Source organism: Bradyrhizobium yuanmingense (genome assembly GCF_900094575.1).
Classification (GTDB): domain Bacteria; phylum Pseudomonadota; class Alphaproteobacteria; order Rhizobiales; family Xanthobacteraceae; genus Bradyrhizobium; species Bradyrhizobium yuanmingense.
Genome location: NZ_FMAE01000003.1, coordinates 98,532 through 121,539, shown reverse-complemented (window position 1 = coordinate 121,539; position 23,008 = coordinate 98,532). Strand labels below are relative to the sequence as shown.

At 64.3% G+C, this 23,008-nt stretch carries 18 protein-coding genes; 6 read left to right on the top strand and 12 right to left on the bottom strand.

Annotation, left to right across the window (positions count from 1 at the left end; translation table 11 throughout):
* Nucleotides 1-189: 189 nt before the first annotated feature.
* Nucleotides 190-645, bottom strand: coding sequence for an Lrp/AsnC family transcriptional regulator (locus GA0061099_RS10300; protein WP_036021113.1), 456 nt, complete (start codon nt 643-645; stop codon nt 190-192).
* Nucleotides 646-797: 152 nt separating this feature from the next.
* Between GA0061099_RS10300 and GA0061099_RS10295 the strand changes: the two genes are divergently transcribed.
* Both GA0061099_RS10295 and iaaH read left to right on the top strand, forming a co-directional pair.
* Nucleotides 798-4,247: an indolepyruvate ferredoxin oxidoreductase family protein gene (locus GA0061099_RS10295; RefSeq protein WP_036021072.1), complete on the top strand. Its 3,450-nt coding sequence runs from the start codon at nt 798-800 to the stop codon at nt 4,245-4,247.
* A 68-nt stretch (nt 4,248-4,315) separates the two neighbouring features.
* Nucleotides 4,316-5,737 carry an indoleacetamide hydrolase gene (gene iaaH, locus GA0061099_RS10290; protein ID WP_036021070.1) on the top strand — a complete coding sequence of 474 codons (1,422 nt, stop codon included), beginning with the start codon at nt 4,316-4,318 and terminating at the stop codon, nt 5,735-5,737.
* An 81-nt stretch (nt 5,738-5,818) separates the two neighbouring features.
* Here iaaH and GA0061099_RS10285 read toward each other — a convergent pair whose 3' ends face one another.
* Nucleotides 5,819-6,838, bottom strand: a complete 1,020-nt coding sequence (locus tag GA0061099_RS10285) for a DUF3616 domain-containing protein (RefSeq protein WP_158644884.1) — start codon at nt 6,836-6,838, stop codon at nt 5,819-5,821.
* 320 nt (nt 6,839-7,158) lie between these two features.
* Nucleotides 7,159-8,070: a LysR family transcriptional regulator gene (locus tag GA0061099_RS10280; RefSeq protein WP_035997299.1), complete on the bottom strand. Its 912-nt coding sequence runs from the start codon at nt 8,068-8,070 to the stop codon at nt 7,159-7,161.
* Between the two features lie 193 nt (nt 8,071-8,263).
* On the opposite strand from GA0061099_RS10280, the gene GA0061099_RS10275 reads away from it, so the two are divergent.
* The 3 genes from GA0061099_RS10275 to GA0061099_RS10265 are packed head-to-tail and all read left to right on the top strand — an operon-like array spanning nt 8,264 to nt 11,545.
* Nucleotides 8,264-9,445 carry an HlyD family secretion protein gene (locus GA0061099_RS10275; protein ID WP_036021065.1) on the top strand — a complete coding sequence of 394 codons (1,182 nt, stop codon included), beginning with the start codon at nt 8,264-8,266 and terminating at the stop codon, nt 9,443-9,445.
* Between the two features lie 4 nt (nt 9,446-9,449).
* Nucleotides 9,450-11,057 carry an MDR family MFS transporter gene (locus GA0061099_RS10270; RefSeq protein ID WP_036021062.1) on the top strand — a complete coding sequence of 536 codons (1,608 nt, stop codon included), beginning with the start codon at nt 9,450-9,452 and terminating at the stop codon, nt 11,055-11,057.
* Between the two features lie 26 nt (nt 11,058-11,083).
* Entirely contained in the window at nt 11,084-11,545 is a 462-nt protein-coding gene (locus GA0061099_RS10265; RefSeq protein WP_036021059.1) for a carboxymuconolactone decarboxylase family protein, read from the top strand.
* A 133-nt stretch (nt 11,546-11,678) separates the two neighbouring features.
* On the opposite strand, the gene GA0061099_RS10260 is transcribed toward GA0061099_RS10265, so the two are convergent.
* From GA0061099_RS10260 to GA0061099_RS10235, 6 genes are all read right to left on the bottom strand, one after another.
* A complete protein-coding gene (locus GA0061099_RS10260) occupies nt 11,679-12,539 on the bottom strand; it encodes a D-amino-acid transaminase (RefSeq protein WP_036021055.1) in 861 nt (286 codons plus the stop codon).
* Between the two features lie 185 nt (nt 12,540-12,724).
* Complete coding sequence (locus GA0061099_RS10255) at nt 12,725-13,456, bottom strand: amino acid ABC transporter ATP-binding protein (protein WP_035997285.1); 732 nt, start codon at nt 13,454-13,456, stop codon at nt 12,725-12,727.
* A 12-nt stretch (nt 13,457-13,468) separates the two neighbouring features.
* Nucleotides 13,469-14,161, bottom strand: coding sequence for an amino acid ABC transporter permease (locus tag GA0061099_RS10250; protein WP_036021052.1), 693 nt, complete (start codon nt 14,159-14,161; stop codon nt 13,469-13,471).
* Nucleotides 14,162-14,164: 3 nt separating this feature from the next.
* Nucleotides 14,165-14,896: an amino acid ABC transporter permease gene (locus GA0061099_RS10245; protein ID WP_035997279.1), complete on the bottom strand. Its 732-nt coding sequence runs from the start codon at nt 14,894-14,896 to the stop codon at nt 14,165-14,167.
* Between the two features lie 118 nt (nt 14,897-15,014).
* Nucleotides 15,015-15,926: an amino acid ABC transporter substrate-binding protein gene (locus tag GA0061099_RS10240; protein WP_036021110.1), complete on the bottom strand. Its 912-nt coding sequence runs from the start codon at nt 15,924-15,926 to the stop codon at nt 15,015-15,017.
* A gap of 87 nt (nt 15,927-16,013) precedes the next feature.
* Nucleotides 16,014-17,411: a M20 family metallopeptidase gene (locus GA0061099_RS10235; RefSeq protein WP_036021049.1), complete on the bottom strand. Its 1,398-nt coding sequence runs from the start codon at nt 17,409-17,411 to the stop codon at nt 16,014-16,016.
* A 310-nt stretch (nt 17,412-17,721) separates the two neighbouring features.
* Here GA0061099_RS10235 and GA0061099_RS10230 point away from each other — a divergent pair, with 310 nt between their 5' ends.
* Entirely contained in the window at nt 17,722-19,101 is a 1,380-nt protein-coding gene (locus GA0061099_RS10230) for an LLM class flavin-dependent oxidoreductase (protein WP_036021046.1), read from the top strand.
* Nucleotides 19,102-19,263: 162 nt separating this feature from the next.
* Here GA0061099_RS10230 and GA0061099_RS10225 read toward each other — a convergent pair whose 3' ends face one another.
* From GA0061099_RS10225 to GA0061099_RS10215, 3 genes are all read right to left on the bottom strand, one after another.
* Nucleotides 19,264-20,925: a thiamine pyrophosphate-binding protein gene (locus GA0061099_RS10225; RefSeq protein WP_036021044.1), complete on the bottom strand. Its 1,662-nt coding sequence runs from the start codon at nt 20,923-20,925 to the stop codon at nt 19,264-19,266.
* Between the two features lie 108 nt (nt 20,926-21,033).
* On the bottom strand, nt 21,034-21,537 hold the full coding sequence (locus GA0061099_RS10220; protein WP_036021041.1) for a GFA family protein: 504 nt from the start codon (nt 21,535-21,537) through the stop codon (nt 21,034-21,036).
* Nucleotides 21,538-21,688: 151 nt separating this feature from the next.
* A complete protein-coding gene (locus GA0061099_RS10215) occupies nt 21,689-22,816 on the bottom strand; it encodes an alkene reductase (RefSeq protein ID WP_036021039.1) in 1,128 nt (375 codons plus the stop codon).
* Between the last annotated feature and the right edge of the window lie 192 nt (nt 22,817-23,008).

The following is a 23,008-nucleotide window of genomic DNA, read 5'->3' as shown; positions in this document are numbered from 1 at the left end:
ATCGCCTAAGTGGTCGTTATTGCGCGGCGCAAACCGTCGATCAAAGTGAACGAGCTGCGAACGAGCGCGACAAAACTGACCGGAATACCGCCGCGACGCCGAACCGCCTACGAATGGCATGTTCAGTTACCACTTTGCAGCCTGTGTTGGTTTACGGGAGGTTGATATCGCTGTGCCGTAGCACCTCCTTCAAAACGGCAGCGCCACGCTGGTCTTGATCTCCTTCAGCACCACGTTGCTGCGGACGTAGCGGATGCCGGGGATGCGGAACATGAACTCGTCGAGGAAGCGGTTGTAGGCCGCCATGTCCTGCACGACGACGCGCAAATGATAATCGGCGTCCCCGGTGGTCGCAAAACACTCCAGCACCTCGCGGCGCTTGGTGACCCTCGCCACGAATTCATCGACGAACTTTGCATCGTGCCGCTCCAGCGAGACGTGGAGGATGGCGGACATCGCAAAGCCTGCCCGTTCGCGCGCGACCAGCGCCGCATAGCCCTGGATGACGCCGCTCTCCTCCAGCGCCCGCACCCGCCGCCAGCAGGCCGAGGTGGACATGCCGACCCCGTCGGCGAGTTGCTGATTGGTGGCGCGGCCATCTCGCTGGAGATGGGCGAGAATGCGGGTGTCCTGCTCTTCGATCATGGGAGGCTCCAGTTCGAGCAGATCTACCAGATTGGACGCCTGCATGCAAAATTGTACCGAATTTCCATAGCAGAAGGGATAAATAGGTAAGACCTACCAGCGGCCCGGGCATAGCCTTCCATCACTGGGCAGGATGCCGCGCGAGGTCCGCCATGGACGCCACTCCGTCACTCGACACGTACGAGCTCTCCGATCGCTATGAACGCGAGGAGGGCCGCGTCTTCCTCACGGGCACGCAGGCCATCGTCCGCATCGCGCTCGACCAGGCGCGACGAGACCGTGCGGCCGGGCTCAACACCGCCGGCTTCATCTCCGGCTATCGCGGCTCGCCGCTCGGTGGCATCGATCTCGAGCTCTGGCGCATCCAGCAGCGGCTCAAGCGGGACCGCATCGAATTCCTCCCCGCCGTGAACGAGGACCTCGCGGCTACCGCGGTGCTGGGATCGCAACAGGTCGAGACGCAAGGCGACCGCGAGGTCGATGGCGTGTTCGGGCTCTGGTACGGCAAGGGCCCGGGCGTCGATCGGTCCGGCGATGCGCTCAAGCACGGCAACGCTTATGGCTCCTCGCCGCATGGCGGCGTGCTGGTGGTCGCCGGCGACGACCATGGCTGCGTCTCCTCCTCGATGCCGCACCAGTCCGACGTCGCCTTCATGAGCTGGTTCATGCCGACGTTGCACCCCTCGGACGTCGGCGAATATCTGGCGTTCGGCGAATATGGCTACGCGCTGAGCCGCTTCTCCGGCATGTGGGTCGGCTTCAAGGCGATCTCCGAGATCGTGGAATCGGGCGCCTCCGTCGCGCTCCGCCCGCCGCGCCTCTTCCGCACGCCAGACTTCACGCCGCCGCCGGGCGGCCTGCACTATCGCTGGCCCGATTTGCCGGGCCCGCAGATCGAGGAACGGCTGGAAGCGAAGAAGCACGCGGTCTACGCCTTTGCCAAGGCCAACCCGATCGACCGGCACATCTACGATATCCCCAGCGCCACCTACGGCATCGTCACCACCGGCAAGGCGCATCTCGACCTGATGGAAGCGCTGCGGCTGATGGGCCTCGATGAAGCGGCCTGTCGCCGCATCGGCATCGACGTCTACAAGGTCGGCATGGTCTGGCCGCTGGCGCTGCACGACGCGATGGAGTTCGTGAGAGGCAAGCGCGAGATCCTGGTGGTCGAGGAGAAGCGCGGCATCATCGAGAGCCAGTTCAAGGAGTATTTTTACGACTATCCCGGCAGCAAGCCCGAGCGCATGGTCGGCAAGCACGACGAAACCGGCGTACGGCTGATCTCCTGGATCGGCGAATTGTCGCCTCGCGCGCTCGCGAACGTGCTCGCGCGCCGGCTCGATCCGATGTTTCCGGGTCTCAATCTCGCCGCGCGCGCGGCCGCCTTGATGCCGGAAGCCGCGCGAACGATCAATGTCAGCGGCGCGACGCGCACGCCCTATTTCTGCTCGGGATGTCCGCACAACACCTCGACCAAAGTGCCGGAAGGATCGAAGGCGCTCGCCGGCATCGGCTGTCACTTCATGGCGAGCTGGATGGACCGCGAGACCTCCTCGCTGATCCAGATGGGCGGCGAGGGCGTGAACTGGGCTGCTTCATCGCGATTTACCGGCCGCAAGCACGTGTTCCAGAATCTCGGCGAAGGCACCTATTATCACTCCGGCTCGATGGCGATCCGGCAGGCGATCGCGGCCAAGGCCAACATCACCTATAAGGTCCTGTTCAACGACGCGGTCGCCATGACCGGCGGCCAGCCGGTCGACGGGCCCGTCAGCGTCCATGCCATCGCCCACAGCGTCCGCGCCGAAGGTGTCGAGCGCATCGCCCTGGTGTCGGACGATCCCGCGCAATTCAGGCCGGCCGACCTGCCATCCGGCGTGACCATCCATCCGCGTGAGGAGATGGATGCCGTGCAGCGCGAGCTGCGCGAGGTTCCCGGCGTCTCGGTGCTGATCTACCAGCAGACCTGCGCCACCGAGAAGCGGCGCCGGCGCAAGCGCGGGCAGATGGCCGATCCCAAGCGCTTCGCCTACATCAACGACCTCGTCTGCGAAGGCTGCGGCGACTGCTCGGTCGAATCCAACTGCCTCAGCGTCGAGCCGAAGGAGACGCCGTTCGGCCGCAAGCGGCAGATCAATCTGTCGGCCTGCAACAAGGATTTTTCCTGCCTCAACGGCTTCTGCCCGAGCTTTGTCACGGTCGAAGGCGCGACGCGGCGGAAGAAGAGCGCGAGCCATATCGACGCGGCCGACCGCGCCGCCACACTACCCCTGCCCGCGCCCGCAACGCTCGAGCGGCCCTACGATCTCTTGGTGACCGGCGTCGGCGGCACCGGCGTGATCACCGTCGGCGCGCTGATCGGCATGGGCGCGCATCTGGAACGCCGCGGCGTTTCGGTGCTCGACTTCACCGGCTTTGCGCAGAAATTCGGGCCTGTGCTGAGCTACATTCGCCTGGCCGCGAGCCCCGAGGCGCTGCACCAGGTTCGCATCGACCAGGGCGCGGCCGATGCGCTGATCGGCTGCGACCTCGTCGTCAGCTCCTCGCCCAAGGCATCAGGCACATATCGCCGCGGCACCCGTGCCGCCGTCAACACCGCGGAAATGCCGACCGGCGACGTGGTCCGCTTCCGCGACGCCGATCTCGCTGCGCCAAGCCGCCTGCGCGCAATCGGTCAGGTCATCGGCGAGCACAATCTCGACAGGTTCAATGCCAATGCGCTGGCCGAGCGCCTGCTCGGCGATGCCGTCTACGCCAACATCATCATGCTGGGCTTTGCCTGGCAGCGCGGTCTCGTCCCTGTTTCGCTGCAGGCGCTGCTCCGCGCGATCGAGCTCAACGGCGTCGCGGTCGAGCGCAACAAGCAGGCCTTTGCCTGGGGCCGGATCGCCGCTGCCGATCCGGATTTTCTGCCGACCTCGGACAAGGCACCTGAAGCCGAGACGCTCGACCAGATCATTGCCCGGCGCGCCGAGTTCCTCACGACCTATCAGGACGACGCCTACGCGGCGCGCTACCGGGCGATGGTCGGAAAGGTCCGCAATGCCGAGGCCAAGCTGAACAGCCAGGCGCTGACCGAGGCGGTCTCTCGCGGCCTGTTCAAGCTGATGGCCTACAAGGACGAGTACGAGGTGGCGCGGCTGCACATGCGAAGCGGCTTTCTCGACGAGCTGAAGCGTGAATTCGAGGACGGCTTCAGCATCCAGTACCACCTCGCCCCGCCGTTTCTGAAGTCGCGGCGCGATGCACGGGGACGTCCGCGCAAACGCGCCTTCGGCCAGTGGATTCAGGTGCCTCTGGCCATGCTCGCGCGCTTGAAAGCACTGCGTGGAACGCCGTTCGATCCGTTCGGCTACACCGCGGAACGGCGCGCCGAGCGTGAACTGATCGCCTGGTATGAAGGCCTGGTCGATCGGATGCTGGGCGAGCTCGATGCGGCGCATCTGCCAAATCTCGTGGCGATCGCCAAAGGCCCGATGGATATCCGCGGCTATGGCCCGGTGAAGGACATCGCGATTTTGAAGGTGAAGGCCGAAGTCGAGCGGCTGCTCGCCGAACTGGACACGCCATCGCCGGCAAGGATGCACGCCACCGGTTGACGCGGCGCCGCGGACGCTTCAGCCTCTAAGGGGCGCTCTGATGGCCTCCTGCAATCGGGTGATGCATCATGGATTTCGACCAGTTGACACTGACGGAGGCCGCGGCCGGCCTCGCCGCCGGGACATTCACGAGCACCGCACTCACCCGGGAAGCCCTGGCCCGTGCCAAGGCCAACGCCGAGCTCAATGCCTTTGTCACCCTGGACGAAGCCGGCGCCTTGAAGGCCGCGGCCGCGTTCGACGCGGCAGGCGACAAGACAAAGCCGCTCGGCGGCGTACCTATCGTGATCAAGGACAATATCGAGGTCGCGGGACTGCCCTGCAGCGCCGGCACACCGGCGCTGAAGGATTACATTCCGAAGGCCGACGCGCCTGTCGTGACAAAGCTGCGCGATGCCGGGGCGGTCATCATCGGCAAGACCAGCATGCACGAGCTCGCCTTCGGCATCTCCGGCTACAACACCGCGTTCAAGACCGGCGCCGAGTATGGCGTGCGCAACGCCTATGATCGCACTTTGATCGCCGGCGGCTCCTCGTCAGGCACGGGGGCGGCGATTGGCGCACGGATCGTCGCCGGCGGGCTCGGCACGGACACCGGCGGATCGGTGCGGGTGCCTGCCGCCCTGAACGGATGCGCCTCGCTGCGCCCGACGGTCGGCCGCTACCCGCAAGACGGCATCGCACCGATCTCGCACACCCGCGATACCGCAGGCCCGATGGCTGCGACCATGGCGGATGTCGCGCTGCTCGACCGCGTCATCGCCGGTGGCGATGCGCTTGCGCCGGCGGATCTGACGCAGGTCCGCGTCGGCCTCGCGAGATCGATGCTGGCCAATCTCGATGCCGACACCGAGGCCGCGTTCCAGGAAGCCGTCGCGAAAATGAAGGTGCAAGGCGTCACGGTCGTCGGGATCGAGATGCCGCAACTGGCAGAGCTCGACGCCCAGGTCAGCTTTCCCGTCGCGCTGTACGAGGCCTATGACGATCTGGTCGCCTATCTCAGGCACACCGGCACCGGCCTCTCCATCGCGGCATTGGCGGAGCAGATCGCCAGCGCCGATGTGAAGGGCACCTATGACGGCTTGGTGATCCCGCGCAAGCTGCCTGGTCCCGACGGCACCCTGGTCGACGCCAAGCCGATCTACGACGCCGCGATCGAGATTGCGCGCCCCGCGCTGCAGGCGCTGTACACCAGGAGCTTTGCCGACAACCGGCTCGATGCGATCGCCTTCCCGACCACGCCGCGCGTCGCCATCCCCTCCAATCCGGAGTCCAGCAGCCTCGAGAATTTCGGCCTGTTCATTCAGAACACGGACCCCGGCAGCAATGCCGGGATTCCCGGCATCCAGATCCCGATCGCGCTCGGTGCCAGCAGCAGATTGCCGATCGGGCTTGAGCTCGATGGCCCCGCTGGTAGCGATTCCCGCCTGCTCGCGATCGGCATGGCGCTCGAGGCTGCGTTCGGCCGCTTGCCGCCACCGGCTCGCTGACGGACTCCCTCCGGAAATGATGGAAGGTGGCGCCTCGTTCGTTCGGCCGGCCGGACAAGGCGAGGGGAGGTCCGATCCCGTTCATCGTGGTATTTCGATGGGGGTGGGCGTACCTTCCTTATCGCTGTCGAATATGATCAGGACGCGCAATCCGGCGGAAGTCGCGCCCAGCGGCAGTAGTCCCTCCGGCTTTCGCTTTGGATCGAACGGGAGTTCCTTCAATAGCCGTACGGTCTCGGACGCTCCGTCCCAAGAATACATTGCGTAGGCTCCCGGCCCGTCCGCACCAGGACCGGCCAGGATGAGGGTGCGATCGCCGAACGCGGCGAGATCGCGTACACCCCTGTTGTCACCGAGCGGAAGTCGGAACAGCCGGTGAGACGTGCTTTTTCGATCACCGAACAGCGCGTCTATCTCTACCGACAGGACGACGGCGCGATTGTCGTTCAAGACGGGCCCCCGGAATCCCGCGAGCAACGTCCGATCGTCCTTGATCGCCACGCCCTCGATGGTCAAGCCGTTCTTCTCCAGCCTGATATCCATGAACTCGAGAAGCGCAGGTTCGGCCGCGATGACCTCTCGCAATTGCCCCGTACGCTCGATGCCCGACGCATTGCCATCTGCCCCCGTCGTGCGGAACCGAACGATCTGGCTGCTTGCGGCAATCCTGGCCCGAATCTTATCGGCATCTTTCTTGGGGTCGAGCTTGTGGTCCTTGTCCCGCGGATGACCATGCGAGCCGATGACGTAATACTGCCGTTTGGAGAAGGCGACGCCCTCGCCATCAAGTTCGAGCGCCTTGCCATTGAACGTGTTGTTGATCAACTTCACGGGGCTGCCGGCGACGAGCTTGCCGTCGGTCAATTCGATGAATTGAGCGCCCTGGAGATTGTCGTCGATAACGAGGCACGAACGGGGAAACCCATCAGCGGTCGTGCAGGCGATGCCGCTGACATCCTTCGACTTGCCTCCGTCCTTGCCGATCAGCTTGTTCTTGACCGGCCACGCATCGTCGGCCGCAGCAGGAGAAGGCTGCACGCCCCCCGCCATCACGAGGCCGAGCAGCAAAGTCGCAATCCATCCTGCTCTGGCAATGGTCATCGAAGCCTCCCTAGAGCGGCAGTCGGGCCAGATCAAGCCATCCAGCTCCATCACAGGATGATGCCGCCAATCCCTTGCGAAGCTCTCACGCAAGCGAACGTTGACCGGCTTGCCGCCGGTCGATCCGTCACACATGGAAGAGCAACAGATGGAAGAGGAGAAGCTAGAAACCTGGCCTGGACGAAACGTAATAAAAAAAATGGATCGAACCGATTGCCTCGGCCCCAAATACATCATTCATATCTCAGGTTGTATTGTTGCAGACAACTCGGCGTTGTCAACACGCTTTCTGCCGCACGTGGAGCCGTCGGTGAAAGGTCTCATGAATACGGGTTGATCAGCTTCTGCTGCTCGGCGCTGTGGTGCACGAGCAGGTCGATGAAGGTCCTCACTTTCGCCGACAGATGATGACGATGTGGATAGACCGCGTTCATGGAGAGCTCGACCGTCCGATATTCCGGCAACAGGCGCACGAGGCGGCCGGCTTCGAGATCATCCTGAATGAGGAACCCCGCCATCAGGCAGATTGCGGCGCCCTCCAGCGCGACCTCGCGCAGCGCTTCTCCGCTATTGGTGACGAAGCTGCCGGAGACGCGCACCGAGGCCGGCGTGCCCTTGCGATCGAGGAAGCGCCATTCGTCGCCGAACGGATAGTTCAAGTGCCGACCACAATTGTGCCCGGTGAGCTCGTCGAGCTTCTGCACCCGGCCGTGCTTCTCGATGTAATCGTGGGAGCAGCACAGCACGTGGCGCCAGGTGGCAAGGCTGCGCACGATCAGGCTTGAATCCGGTGGCTGTGTCATGCGCAGGGCAACGTCATAGCCTTCCTCGATGAGGTCGACCTCGGCCTCGCCCATGCGCAGATCGATCTTGAGCTCCGGATAGGTCGACAGCAGTTTGGCCGCAATCGGCGCGACGAACGGCACCATGTGCGTGGCGACGTGAATGCGCAGCGTGCCGCGCGGCACCGACTGCAATTCGCTCGCGATGTCGTCGGCCTGTTCGATATCGGCGAGAATCTGGACGCAGCGGTCGTAATAGGCCTTCCCGATCTCGGTCAGATTGACCTTGCGCGTGGTGCGGTGAAGCAGCCGCACCCCGAGCCGGTCTTCCAATGCCTGCACGTGATTGCTCACCATGGTGGTCGACATGTTGAGCTTGCGGGCTGCTGCGGAGAAGCCGCCGGTCTCGACCACCCGGCTGAACACTTCGAGGCTGGTCAATCGATCCATGGCTTTCCTTGACTGGGATGTGCGCCTCAGCAGCAATCGCGCTTGCGTAGCCGCTCGCCTGACCCGGTAGACATCACGAACCAGGGTGACCGGTCAGATTATCCACCTTGAATGGATAATCCTTCCAAAATCTAGCCAATTATCATCCGGGCCAGCAAGACCGATAGTCTCAGCGAGCCGACAGGAGACTGCAATGTCCGAAATGCCCCGCACCGAGACCTTCCAGCAAGCCACTGAAATCACGCGCGATTACGCCAAGGCGCCGCCCGCTATGCCGGCCCGGAACAGGGTCCGGCGCGCGGCCTTGGTGCTCGCGCTGCTCGCAGGCACTGCGACCATGGCCTACTACGGACACGATTACTGGACCAACGGCCGCTACCTCGAATCCACCGACGACGCCTATGTGAAGGCGGACTCCACGATCGTCGCGCCGAAAGTCTCCGGCTACATCGCCAAGGTGCTGGTCGGCGACAATGAGAAGGTTCGGGCGGGCCAGCTGCTGGCCAAGATCGACGACCGCGATTTCAAGGCGGCGCTCGACCAGGCGAAAGCCGACGTCGCTGCCGGCGAAGCCTCGGTCCGCAACATCGACGCCCAGCTCGAACTGCAGCAGCCGATCATTGAACAGAGCACCGCCGACGTCGCCGCTGCAGAAGCCAATCTGAAATTCGCGCAGGAGGAGCGCGCCCGCTACGACGACCTCATGAAGTCGGGCTCCGGCACGATCCAGCGCGCGCAGCAGACCGACGCGGCGCTGCGCGCCAGCAGCGCGCAATTGCAGCATGCCAAGTCCGGCCTCGTCGCCGCGCAGCGCAAGGTCGACGTGCTCACCACCCAGCGCGCCCAGGCCACCGCCCAGCTCGAACGCGCCCGCGCGGTCGCGCAGCAGGCGGCGCTGAACCTGTCCTATACCGAGATCACCGCGCCGGTGGACGGCACGGTCGGCGCCCGCAGCTTGCGTGTCGGCCAATACGTGCAGGCCGGCACGCAATTGATGGCGGTGGTGCCGCTCGACGCCGTCTACGTCGTCGCCAATTTCAAGGAGACCCAGCTCACCCATGTGCGGCCGGGCCAGCCGGTCGAGCTGCACGTCGACAGCTTCCGCAACATCAGCCTGCGCGGCCATGTCGACAGCCTGTCGCCGGCGAGCGGGCTCGAATTCGCGCTGCTGCCGCCCGACAACGCCACCGGCAATTTCACCAAGATCGTGCAGCGCGTTCCGGTGAAGATCGTCCTCGACGACCACAGCCTCACCGGCTTGCTGCGGCCTGGCATGTCCGCGGTGCCGACCGTCGACACCAAACAGGCGGTGCTGGCCGAGCGCGAGACGGCCAAGCGCCTTGCCGACAATACGTCCCGCGCGAATGGGGGTTGAAGCCATGGGCACGCTCCAACCGGCCCTCAACGCTACCTCCGCCAATCTCCCCGCCGCTGCTGCGCCCACGGCGGTGTCCACAAAGACCTGGATTGCGGTGATCGGCGCCACCCTCGGCGCCTTCATGGCGGTGCTGAACATCCAGATCGTCAACGCCTCGCTCGCGGACATTCAGGGCGCGATCGGCGCCGGCATCGACGACGGCGGCTGGATCTCGACCTCCTATTTGATCGCCGAGATCGTGGTCATCCCGCTGTCGGGCTGGCTCGCGCAGGTGTTCTCGATCCGCATCTATCTGCTCACCAACGCGATCCTGTTCCTGGTTCTGTCCGCGGCCTGCGCACTGGCGCAGGATCTGTCGCAGATGATCGTGCTGCGCGCTATCCAAGGCTTCACCGGCGGCGTGCTGATCCCGATGGCCTTCACGCTGATCATCATGCTGCTGCCGCGCGCCAAGCAGCCGGTCGGCCTTGCGCTGTTCGCGCTGTCGGCGACTTTCGCGCCGGCGATCGGCCCGACCATCGGCGGCTATCTCACCGAGAATTTCGGCTGGCAATACATCTTCTACGTCAACCTGGTTCCCGGCGCGATCATGGTCGGCATGCTCTGGTACGCGCTCGAGCCCAAGCCGATGAAGCTGGCGCTGCTTCGCGAGGGCGACTGGGCCGGCATCATCACCATGGCGATCGGCCTGTCCGCGCTCCAGACCGTGCTGGAGGAAGGCAACAAGGACGACTGGTTCGGCTCGCCGTTCATCGTCAAGCTCTCGATCATCGCCGCTGTTGCGCTGACGGCATTCCTGATTATCGAACTCACGGTGAAGAAGCCGCTGCTCAATCTGCGTCTGCTCGTGCGTCGCAATTTCGGCTTCGGCATGCTCGCGAACTTCCTGCTCGGCATTGCACTCTACGGCTCCGTGTTCATCCTGCCGCAATATCTGGCGCGTATTCAGGGCTACAATGCCGAGCAGATCGGCATGGTGCTGGCCTGGACCGGGCTGCCGCAACTCGTGCTGATCCCGCTGGTGCCGCGCCTGATGCAGAAGTTCGATGCGCGGATCATCATCGGCGTCGGCTTCGTTCTGTTCGCAGCATCCAACTTCATGAACATCAACATGACCAACGACTATGCCGCCGACCAGCTGCTGTGGCCCAATATCGTGCGCGCCATCGGCCAGGCGCTGGTGATGGCGCCGTTGTCGGCGGTCGCGACCGCAGGCATCGAAGCGGAGAATGCGGGCTCGGCCTCCGGCCTGTTCAACATGATGCGCAATCTCGGCGGCGCCGTCGGCATCGCGCTGCTGCAAACCGTGCTGTCCAAGCGCGAGCAATATCACTCCAACGTGCTGATGCAGTCGGTCTCTGTGTTCGAGGAGGCCACACGAACGCGGCTCGAGCAGCTCACGCAATATTTCGTCAATCACGGCGTTCTCGACCGTGCGGACGCCGCGCATCGCGCCTATGTCGCGATCGGCCATACCGTGCAGAAGCAGGCCTATATCTTCGCCTTCAGCGATACTTTCTACCTGCTCGGAATGGCGCTGATCGTCGCTCTCATCGCCGTATTCTTTCTGAAGAGGCCCGGCCAAGTCTCGGCCGGCGGAGCCCACTGACCCAACCAAAGAAAAGGAGAACGACCATGAAGCCCCGCATGAACTACTACCAGGCCGCGCCCGATACGATCAAAGCGCTGGTGGCGCTTGAGCAGCAGATCCAGTCGACCGGCCTGGAGAAATCGCTGATCGAGCTGGTCAAGATCCGGGCCTCGCAGATCAACGGCTGCGCCTTCTGCATCAACATGCACACCGAGGACGCCCGCAAGCGCGGCGAGACCGAGCAGCGCATCTACCTGCTCAACGCCTGGCGCGAATCCCCGCTCTATTCCGACCGCGAGCGCGCCGCGCTCGCCTGGACCGAAGCGGTGACGCTGATCTCAGAGACGCATGCGCCCGACGAGACTTACGAACAGGTCCGCGCGCAGTTCTCCGAGGAGGAGACGGTGAACCTGACCATGCTGATCGGTGCCATCAATGCCTGGAACAGGATCGCGATCGCATTCCGCGCCGTGCATTCGGTGAAGGTGAAGGCGTCAGTGGCTTAAACCGACGGCAACGGACGGTCTCGTAGGGTGGGCAAAGCGTAAGCGTGCCCACCATTCTTCAGCAAAAACGTGAGAAGGCGTGGGCACGGCGCAAGCGCGCCTTTGCTCACCCTACGACAGCTACCTATGCCGCTTACACCGCCGTCGCCTTGGCGAAGTCCACGTAGATCTCGCGAAGGCGCGTCGCCATCGGGCCGGGCTTGCCGTCGCCGATAGTCTTGCCGTCGATGGCGACCACCGGCTGCACGAAGGAGGATGCGCTGGTGATGAACGCTTCCTTGGCGGCGAGCGCTTCGGCGACCGTGAAGGAACGCTCCTCGACGCGGAGCTGGCGCTCCTCGGCAAGCGCGATCACGGCCTTGCGGGTGCAGCCGGGCAGGATCGCGTTGGAGTTCTGGCGGGTGACGATCACGTCGTCCTTGGTCAGGATGAATGCCGTGGACGAGCCGCCTTCGGTCACATAGCCATCCTGCAGCATCCAGGCTTCGCCGGCGCCGGCTTCCGCCGCGGCCTGCTTTGCCAGCACCTGCGCCAGCAGCGCCACGCTCTTGATGTCGCGGCGCTCCCAGCGGATGTCGGGCACCGTGATGACGTTGATGCCGGTCTTGGCCACCGCGGCATTGATGATGTCCTTCTCCGACGTGAACATCACCAGGCTCGACCTGACGTCAGCCTTGGGGAACGGGAAGTCGCGCCCCTTGTCGGCACCGCGCGTCACCTGGAGATAGACGAGGCCGTTCACGAGCTTGTTGCGCGCGATCAGCTCCTTCTGCAGCTCGGTGATGCGCTCGATGGTCTCCGGCAGCTTCAACTTGATCTCGCCGACGGACCGCTCCAGCCGCGCCAGATGCGAAGCATTGTCGACCAGCTTGCCGTCGAGCACGGCCGAGACCTCGTAGATGCCGTCGGCGAACAGGAAGCCGCGATCGAGCACCGAGATCTTGGCTTCCGAGAGCGGGACGAATGAGCCGTTGACGTAGGCGATCGAGTCCAAGGCAGGTCTCCTGGGAGGAAGGGATTTGGCCACCGGTATAGGAGATTTGGCGGGCTGGATAAACCCACGATCCGTCATTCCGGGGCATTCGCAAGGCGAATGAGCCCGGAATCCATCTCACCGCGGTACTGCCCCGCTTGATGGATCCCGGGCTCGCGCTACGCGCGCCCCGGGATGACGACGGGTTAATGCGACAGAATCTTCGACAAGAACTTCTGCGCGCGGTCGCTGCGGGGTTTGCCGAAGAAATCGTCCTTCGCTGCGTCCTCGACGATCTCGCCGCGGTCCATGAAGATGACGCGGTTGGCGACTTTGCGGGCAAAACCCATCTCGTGGGTGACGACCATCATGGTCATGCCCTCGCGGGCGAGATCGACCATGACGTCGAGCACCTCGCTGACCATTTCCGGATCGAGCGCCGAGGTCGGCTCGTCGAACAGCATCACGATCGGATCCATCGCGAGCGCGCGAGCGATGGCGACGCGCTGCTGCTGGCCGCCGGAGAGCTGCGCCGGGAATTTCTGCGCCTGCTCCTTCAAGCCGACGCGCTCGAGCAGCTGCATGCCCTTGGCCTGCGCCTTGTCATGCCCCCTGCCCAGCACCTTCTCCTGCGCCAGGCAGAGATTGTCGATGATCTTAAGGTGCGGAAACAGCTCGAAATGCTGGAACACCATGCCGACGCGCGAGCGCAGCTTCGGCAGATCGGTCTTGGGATCGTTGACCTTGGTGCCGTCGACCAGGATGTCGCCGCTCTGGAACGGCTCCAGCGCATTGACGCATTTGATCAGCGTCGACTTGCCCGAGCCGGAGGGGCCGCAGACCACGACGACCTCGCCCTTGGTGACATTGGTGGTGCAGTCGGTCAGCACCTGGAAGGTGGGGCTGTACCATTTGTTGACGTGGCTGATTTCGATCATGAGCGGGGAGCCCTAGCGAATGATGGCGATGCGCGCCTGGAGGCGGCGGACGCCGTAGGACGCGATACAGGAGATGGTGAAGTAGACCACGGCGGCGAACAGATACATTTCGACCAGGCGGCCGTCACGCTGCGCCACCTTGCTCGCCGCGCCCAGGAAGTCGGTGATCGACAGGACGTAGACCAGCGAGGTGTCCTGGAACAGCACGATGGTTTGCGTTATCAGCACCGGCAGCATGTTGCGGAAGGCCTGCGGCAGCACGACGTAGCGCATGCTCTGGGCGTAGGTCAGCCCCAGCGCACTCGCCGCGGCCGGCTGGCCGCGCGAGATCGACTGGATGCCGGCGCGCATGATCTCGGAGAAATATGCCGCCTCGAACATGATGAAAGTGACGAGCGAGGACGTGAACGCGCCGACGCTGATCGGACGCGAGGCGCCTGTCACCCACTGCCCGATATAGGGCACCAGGAAGTAGAACCAGAAGATCACCAGCACCAGCGGCAGCGAGCGCATGAAGTCGACATAGATGCCGGCGATGCGGCCCAGAATCTTGAATCCGGACAGGCGCATCAGGGCGAGCGCCGTACCGAAGATGAGGCCGCCGAGAGCTGCGAGGAAGGTCAGCGTCAGTGTGAACGTCATGCCCTCGTAGAACAGATACGGCAGCGCGCGGCGGATGACGTCGAAATCGAGATTGCCGAGCATCGCTTATTTCCCCGTGATGTAGCCGGGGATCGCAACCCAGCGCTCGAGGAAGCGCATCGCGGTCACGACGACGGCGTTGACGAGGAGATAGAGGATGGTCGCGGCGGTGAAGGCCTCGAACACCTGGAACGAGAATTCCTGCATCGAGCGCGCCTGTCCGGTCAGCTCGAGCAGGCCGATGGTGATGGCGACGGCGGTGTTCTTGATGGTGTTGAGGAATTCAGACGTCAGCGGCGGCAGGATGATGCGGAAGGCCATCGGCAGCAGCACGTAGCGATAGCCCTGCACGGTGGTCAGGCCGAGCGCAGTCGCCGCCATCTTCTGCCCGCGCGGCAGCGAGGAGATGCCGGCCTGCAGCTGCACGGCTACGCGCGCCGACATGAAGAAGCCGACCCCGATCGCCGCCGTCCAGAACGGCGCGTTCGGCAATTGCTTCAGCCACAGCCCGGCCGCCCTCGGCAGAATTTCCGGCAGCACGAAAAACCACAGGAAGAGCTGCACCAGAAGCGGCATGTTGCGGAAGAATTCGACGTAGGCGAAGCCGAACCAATTGGCGCCCTTCGACGGCAGCGTGCGCATGACGCCGACGATCGAGCCTGTGATCAGCGCGATCACCCAGGCCAGCGCCGCGGTCTTGAGGGTCAGCGCCAGCCCCGACAGCAGCATGTCGAGGTAGGTGCCGGTCCCCATCGGGTTCGGCTGGAAGAAGATTCCCCAGTTCCAGTTGTAGTTCACGTGTCCCCCGCGCGAACGCGCCCGTCATTGGACGTCTTGAGCGCCTATGCAAATGTCCGGCCACCCCAGTGTCAAGAGTGGCCGGACATGATCCCGATCGAAAGATCGAGGTTTTAGCTTACTTGTAGTCGTCCGGGTTCGGCGAGTCCGTCGGCTTGGCGAACTCGTTCTTCAGCTCGGCCGAGATCGGCGTGTTGAGGTTCAGTCCCTTCGGCGGGATCTTCTGGGTGAACCACTTATCGTAGATCTTCTGGGCCTCGCCGGAGGTGTAGAGCGCAGCCGTGGCCGCATCGACGACCTTCTTGAACGCGGGATCGTCCTTGCGCAGCATGATGCCGTAGGGCTCCGGCTTGGAGAACGCATCCTTGGAGATAACGTAGTCGCCCGGGTTCTTCGAACCGGCGACGAGGCTCGCCAGCAAGATGTCGTCCATGACGAAGGCGACCGCGCGGTCGGTCTCGACCATCAAGAAGGCTTCGGCGTGATCCTTGGCCGGAATGATGTTGGCGCCGAGGCCCTTGGCGGCGTTGGCTTCGGTGAGCTGCTTGATGTTGGTGGTGCCGGCGGTCGAGACCACGGTCTTGCCCTTGAGGTCATCGATCGACTTCAGGCCGCTCGACTTCTTGAAGACATAGCGGCTGGCGGTCAGGTAGTGGGTGTTGGTGAAGGCGACCTGCTTCTGGCGCTCGGCATTGTTGGTGGTCGAGCCGCATTCGAGGTCGATGGTGCCGTTGGCCATCAGCGGGATACGCGTCGCCGAGGTCACCGGGTTGAGCTTGACCTCGAGCTTGTCGAGCTTGAGCTCCTTCTTCACGGCGTCGACGATCTTGTAGCAGATGTCCATCGCGAAGCCGACCGGCTTCTGGTTGTCGTCAAGATAGGAGAACGGGATCGAGGAATCGCGGAAACCGAGCGTGATGGCGCCGGTGTCCTTGATGTTCTTCAGCGTGCCGGTCAGCTCCTGGGCCCCGGCTTGGCTGACGACGAGGGTCGCGGCGAGCGCGAGCCCGATGTGACGGAAATGTTTCACGTTTTTCTTCCCCTTTCGGATGATGCGGCCCGGATGCAAGCACAAATCGGGCCGGATTAGAATGTAACTTTCGGCTGGATTATCGGCTCAGGTTAACGGGCCAGTCGGTGGCTTTGGCAACTCGCCGAGATCCCAGAACAGCCCGGCCATCACCGTCAAGGCCTCTTCGGTCAATGGCAGCAGGATGTGCTCATTGGGCGCATGCTGGGAGCAGCCGGGATAGGAATGCGGCACCCAGATCGTCGGCAGTCCCAGGATCTCGGAAAACACGTCGTTGGGCAGCGAACCGCCGAAATTCGGCAGCACGGCCGGCGCCTTGCCGGTGGTCTCTCGCACCGAATCCGCCGCCCATTTGATCCACGGGCTGTCGAAATCGGTGCGCGATGCAGCAAAACTCTGCGCCGCGCGCACCTCGACCATCGGAAAACCGCGTCCGACCAGATGCGCGCGGACAGCGTCGATCAGCCCTTCAACCTTGGTCCCAACCACGAAACGCAGTTGCAGCACGGCACTGGCCTGGCCGGGGATCGCGTTGGCCGGCTTCTCGATATTGCCTGAGGACATCGCCAGCACTTCCAGCGTGTTCCAGGCGTAGAGCCGTTCAGCAGCCGAAAGCCCCTCCTCGCCCCAATTTTCGGCCAGCGCCGGCTCGTCGGCAGTCGGCACCACCTCGACGTCGGCGAGATAGGAGCGGATCTGGTTGGTCAGCCGCGGCGGCTTCAAGGCATCGAGCTGCAGACGGCCGTGGCCGTCGACCAGGGTAGAGATCGCGTTGACCAGGATGGTCGCGGGGTTGGCGAGCACGCCGCCCCAATTGCCGGAATGGTGGCCGCCGTCGCGCAAGTTCACGTCGAGGTGGATGCGGATGCCTCCACGACAGCCGAGAAACAGCGTCGGCCGATCGGCCGAGAGGCGCGGCCCGTCGGAGGCCATGAACAGGTCGGCCTTGAGCGCGTCGCGATGGAGATCGCAGACCTTGCCGAGATCGGGCGAGCCGATCTCCTCGCCCATCTCGATGATGAACTTGGCGTTGAAGCCGAGCTTACCGCCGCGCGCCTCGCGCACCGCACGCAGCGCGGCCATATTGATGCTGTGCTGCCCCTTGTTGTCGGCGGTGCCGCGGCCATAGAGGCGCGTCCCGGAAGCATTGGTGCGCCAGGGATCCCGGCCATCACGCCACTCGCCTTCCATGCCGTCGACGACATCGCCATGGCCGTAGACCAGCACGGTCGGCGCAGACGCGCTCTCGTGATGCTCGGCGAACAGGAACGGCGCCTTGCCGCTCGGGGATTCGACGATGCGGCTGGAAAAATCGAGCGCGGCGAAAGCCGGCTGCATCTCCTGCTCCAGATAGGCGCGCAGCTCGGGGCCGCGCTGCGGATTCTGGCTCTCGGTCTTGTAGGCGACGCGGCGGTCGAGTTCAGCGAGGAACGCGCCGGACTTGAAATCCTCACGGGCGCGGGCGATGGCGTCGGCTCTGGTCATGCTTGCTTTTCGAGATGTGAGACGAAGGACCTTACCTGAGGCGGGTTGGCCTTCGAAAGTGGCGGGGACTCGGATAGTTCTTGTAGTTCGCTTCTTGTAGGTCTCTTCTCGTGGTCCTCTTGGGATTTCGTTCTTGCTTCCTTGAGACTGGCTTGCCAGGCACAGCTGCGACGCTGACTTTGGCTTTGCCAAGCGCAAGCCTTCTATCTTGGCCCTTGCCAAGGGCCAATTATATGCAAGAACTTCGCCAAAGTTGGGGCGCACATCTATCATTCGAAGAGCGCTCAGTACAGGGCGCCGAGGGACCAGCATGGCCAAAGAGATCAGGCTCAACGCCTTTGCGATGAATTGCGTCGCACACCAATCACCGGGCCTGTGGACCCATCCGCGCGACCGTACCGCCGAGTATAACCGCCTGTCCTACTGGATCGATCTCGCCAAGACGCTGGAGCGCGGCCGTTTCGACGGGCTGTTCCTGGCCGACGTGCTTGGCGTCTATGACGTGTATGGCAACAGCCCTGACGCAGCCTTGCGCAATGCAGCGCAGACGCCGTCGAACGAGCCGCTGCTGCTGCTGTCGGCGATGGCGGCGGTGACGCAAAATCTCGGCTTCGGCGTCACCAGCAATCTGTCCTTCGAGCCGCCCTATCCGTTCGCACGGCGGATGTCGACGCTCGATCACCTCACCGAGGGGCGGATCGGCTGGAACGTCGTCACCGGCTATCTCGACAGCGCCGCGCGCGGTGCCGGCAAGGACAAGCAGACCGGCCATGACGACCGCTACGACATCGCCGACGAATATATGGAGGTCGTCTACAAGCTCTGGGAAGGCAGCTGGGAAGACGATGCCGTGCTGCGCGACCGCAAGCGCGGCATCTTCACCGACCCGGCAAAAGTTCATCGCGTCAATCATGCGGGCGCGAACTACCGCATCAACAACACCATTCACCTCAGCGAGCCCTCGCCGCAGCGCACGCCCGTGCTGTACCAGGCCGGCACCTCGCCGCGCGGCCGGCAATTCGCGGCCAGGCACGCCGAGTGCGTGTTCATGTCGGGACCGTCAGCCAAGGTGATCGCGCCGCGCGTCTCCGCGATCCGGCAGGAAGCTGCCGCACTCGGCCGCGATCCGGCGGAGATCCTAATGTTCTCGATGATGACGATCATCCTCGGACGGACGGAAGCCGAGGCGAAGGAAAAATACGCCGACTACCGCCGCCACATCAGCCCAGAAGGCGCGCTGGCGCTGATGTCGGGATGGACCGGCGTCGACTTCTCCGGCTACGACCTCGACCAGCAGGTGCGCCACGTCCAGAACGATGCCGGCCGCAGCGCGATGGACAACGTGACCCGCGCCGACCCTGACCGCGTCTGGACCGTGCGCGACGTCATCGAGCATGTCGGCATCGGCGGCGCTGGCCCGGTCGTGGTCGGCACGCCCGAGATGGTCGCAGACAAGATCGAAGCATGGTTCGAGGCGACGGATGTCGACGGCCTCAACGTCGCGTTCGCGATCTCGCCCGGCGATTTCGAGGATATCGCCGACATGCTGGTGCCCGAGCTGACGCGGCGCGGAAGGTACAAGAGCGAGTACGCCAAGGGCACGTTGCGGGAAAAACTGTTCGGCGAGGGCCGCGCGCGCCTCGACGCGCCGCATCCCGCGGCGGAGTATCGCGTGGGGAAGAAGGGGTAGGCGGAAGATCGCGCCACAGCCAGGCTGTCGTCCCCGCGAAGGCGGGGACCCATAACCACAGGAAGTAGTTTGGCGAAGACTCGGGAGCTCGATACGCCTACCAGCCGCAGTCGATAGATCACGCGGTATGGGGTCCCCGCCTTCGCGGGGACGACTGCGGGGCTACACCTTCCCGTCCACCATCACCTCGATCAGCTTGGTTCCCGGCCGATTGAACGCTGACGTCAGCGTTGCCTTCAGTTCGCTGACATCGCTGACCTTGATCGCCTCACAGCCGAGTGCCTTGGCGACGCCGGCGAAATCGACCGGCGGATTGACGAAATCCATGCCGACGTAATTGTCATCGCCGTGGAAGGCGAGCAGGCGCTGCTTGATGATGCGATAGCCGCCATTGTTGGCGATGACGACGTTGAGCGGCAGCTTGTGATGCGCCGCGGTCCAGAGCGACTGGATCGAGTACATCGCGCTGCCATCGCCGGAGAAGCACACCACGGGGCGATCGGGATTGGCAATGCTGGCGCCGACTGAGGCCGGCAGGCCCCAGCCGATGCCGCCGGAGGCGAGCCCGTGATAGCCGTAGCGGTCGCGATGCGGATGCAGGGCCGTGATCTGGCGGCTGGAGGTGAGACCTTCATCGACCAGGATGGCGTTGTCAGGCATCGCCTCGACCATTTGCAGCACGAGGAAGTCCGGATCGATCGGTGTGCGGCCGGCACTCTTGCCGATCTGCTCGACCAGCGCCGCGCGGCGCGCGGTCCAGTTCTTCGGCGCGAGCTCGGCGAGACGCTGCTTGGCGCGGCTCGCGAGGGCCGCGCCGCCCATCTCCTTGAGTACCGGGATCAGCGCGCGCAGTGTTTCCTTCAGATCCGCCTTCAGCGCGATCTCGGCCCCGTAGTTCTTGGCAATCTCCCAATCGATGAGACCGATCTGCACGATGCCGAGGCCCTCAGGCAGCGCGTCGACCTCGCTATAGACCGACATCCGCAGCGGATCGCCGCCGAGCGCGATCAGCAGATCGTACGGCGCGAGCGTATCGCGCGCGGCCTTCTGCACGCGCGCGAGCGTGCCGACGAAGCTCGGGCTTTCGGACAGAAAGTGCGAGCCGTAGGGCGTCGAGGACTGATAGGCCGCAGCGCCGAGCAGCTCGGCCAGTTCAGCCGCCTCCGTCAAAGCATCGCTCTTGACCACCTCGTCCATGGTGACGATCACGGGACGCTCAGCCTTGAGCAGGCGTGCGGCAAAGGCCTTCAGCGCCTCGTCCGACGGTTTCGTGCGCGCATCGATGCGGGTGGAGCGGCCGAGATCGATCCCGGCCTCGCTGTTGAGGATGTCGCCGGGCAGCGAGATGAACACCGGCCCGGTCGGCGGCGTCGTCGCAACCTTCGCGGCACGGCGCACGATGCGCGGCAGGTCCTCCAGCCGTGTCACCTCGACCGCCCATTTCACCAGCGGCTCGGCCATGCGCACCAGCGGACCATAGAGCACCGGCTCCATCAGACCGTGGCCCTGCTCCTGCTGGCCCGCCGTCAGGATCATCGGCGTGCCCGTGAACTGGGCGTTGTAGAGCGAGCCCATGGCGTTGCCGAGGCCGGGCGCGACGTGAACGTTGCAGGCGACGAGCTTGCCCGAAGCGCGGCTGTAGCCGTCGGCGATCGCGACCACCAGGCTCTCCTGCATCGCCATCACATAAGTGAGATCGGGATGGTCCTTCAGCGCATGCATGATCGGCAGTTCGGTGGTTCCAGGGTTGCCGAACAGATGCGTGATGCCCTCGTCCTTGAGCAGCGCGAGAAAGGCGGAGCGGCCGGTGATCTTGTTCTTCATGTTTCCTCCAGGAGCGGACCGTTGCCGCAAGGACCGAAAGCATGATGGCCGAGATGCTGGCAGACGCGCAAGGAAGCGCGGTCATGGCTGCGTTGCGCGGGAGAGGCGCTACATCTCCTCCCGCCCGAGTTCGAACGGGTCGTCCCCGCCAGCGCGCTTCTTCCTTTTCGAGCGCTGCCAGACGACGCCGGGAAAGCCCTTCAGCGGCACCAGGGGCTCGCCGGTATAGGCCCATTCCTGCAGCTCCTCGATGGCGATGTGATAGAGCGGCTGGCGGCCGGTGCGCTCGTTGAACAGGGCGCGCGGGATGTTGACCATGTGCGGCCCGCGCGGGCGCTCGTACATGATCGGCGTGCCGCAATGCGAGCAGAAGCTGCGCGCGATCTTCGTCGCCTTGTCCTCGTAGCGGGTCAGCGCGGTCTTGCCTGAGGTGATGCGGAAGCGCTTCTTCCAGCTTCCGACATAGGTGGCGTAGGCCGCGCCATGGGCGCGGCGGCTGGCAGCGGAATGATCGTGCCAGGCCCAGCGCGCGGGCACGTCGATCTCGAAGGCGACCTTGCCGCAGAGGCATTGGCCGGTGGCGATCCCTGCGGCGGCTGCGGCTTTGGCCATGGACGTCTCTCCGTCGTCATTGCTAGCGCAGCGAAGCAAGCTCGTCATTCCGGGGCGATGCGAAGCATCGAGCCCGGAATCCATCCCACGTCCAGGTATGCGGCCCGATGGATTCCGGGTTCGCGACTTCGTCGCGCCCCGGAATGACAGATCAAGCCGGCGTCAGCTCGTCATACACCGGATAATCCGTGTACCCCTTCTCCTCGCCGCTGTAGAACGTCGCGCGATTATACGGCGTGATCGGGTAGCCGTGCTCGAGACGACGCGGCAGATCAGGATTGGAGATGAAGATGCGGCCGAAGGCGATGATGTCCGCATGTCCGTCGGCGATCGCCGCATTCGCGGTCTCCCCGGTGAAGCCGCCGGCGGTCATCAGCACGCCGCTGTAGAGCGGACGGAACAGCACCATCGCCGATGGCACGTTCTGCCAGTTGACCTCGGCGCGGCCCGAGCCGCTGGAGCGCGGTTCGATGAAATGCAGGTACGCCAAACCCAGCTTCTCGAGCGCCTTCACGACATGGGTATAGAGCGGCATCGGATCGGGCTCGCCGGAATCATTGGCGATGCCGTAGGGCGACAGCCGCACAGCGACACGGTTCGAGCCCCAGACGTCGATCGCGGCCTGCGTGACCTCGAGCAGAAGGCGCGCGCGGTTCTCGATTCCGCCGCCATATTGATCGGTGCGCTGGTTGCTGCGCGATTGCAGGAATTGCTCGAGCAGATAGCCGTTGGCGCCGTGGATCTCGACACCGTCGAAGCCGGCGGCGAGCGCATTCTTGGCACCCTGCCGGAACGCCTCGACGATGCCCTTCACCTCATCAGTCTCCAGCGCGCGCGGCGTCTCGTAGTCGGCGATCTTTCCGTCGGCCGTCATCGCCTTCATGCCTTCGGCCTTGATCGGAATTGCCGAGGCCGAAACCGGCAGCTCGCCGCCGTGGAAGGAGGAATGAGAGACGCGGCCGACATGCCAGAGCTGGAGAAAGATGATGCCGCCCTTGGCGTGCACGGCATCCGTCACCTTGCGCCAGCCCGCGACTTGCGCCTCCGAATAGATGCCGGGTGTCGCCGGATTGCCGCGGCCGTGCGAGAGCACCGGCGAGGCTTCGGCGATGATCAGGCCGCCCTTCGTCGCACGCTGGCCGTAATATTCGGCGTTGAGTGGCCGCGGCGCGAAAGTGTCGCGCTCGGCCCGCATGCGCGTTAGCGGCGCCATCGCGACGCGATGCGCGAGCTGGTAGGGACCGACCTGCAACGGCTTGAACAAGGCTTCGAATTTCATGTGGTCCCCGGATGTCTTTGAAAGGATGCAGATGATTGTGAGGGAGACTGACCGCCTGAAGGCGGTGGTTGTTCTCCCTCTCCCCGTTCTTACGGGGAGAGGGTTGGGGTGAGGGGCTGCCTCGGCAATCGCGGTGAGAGTTGGACTCGCGGAGAGTCCCCCTCACCCGGAATCCGCGCGTTGCGCGAATTC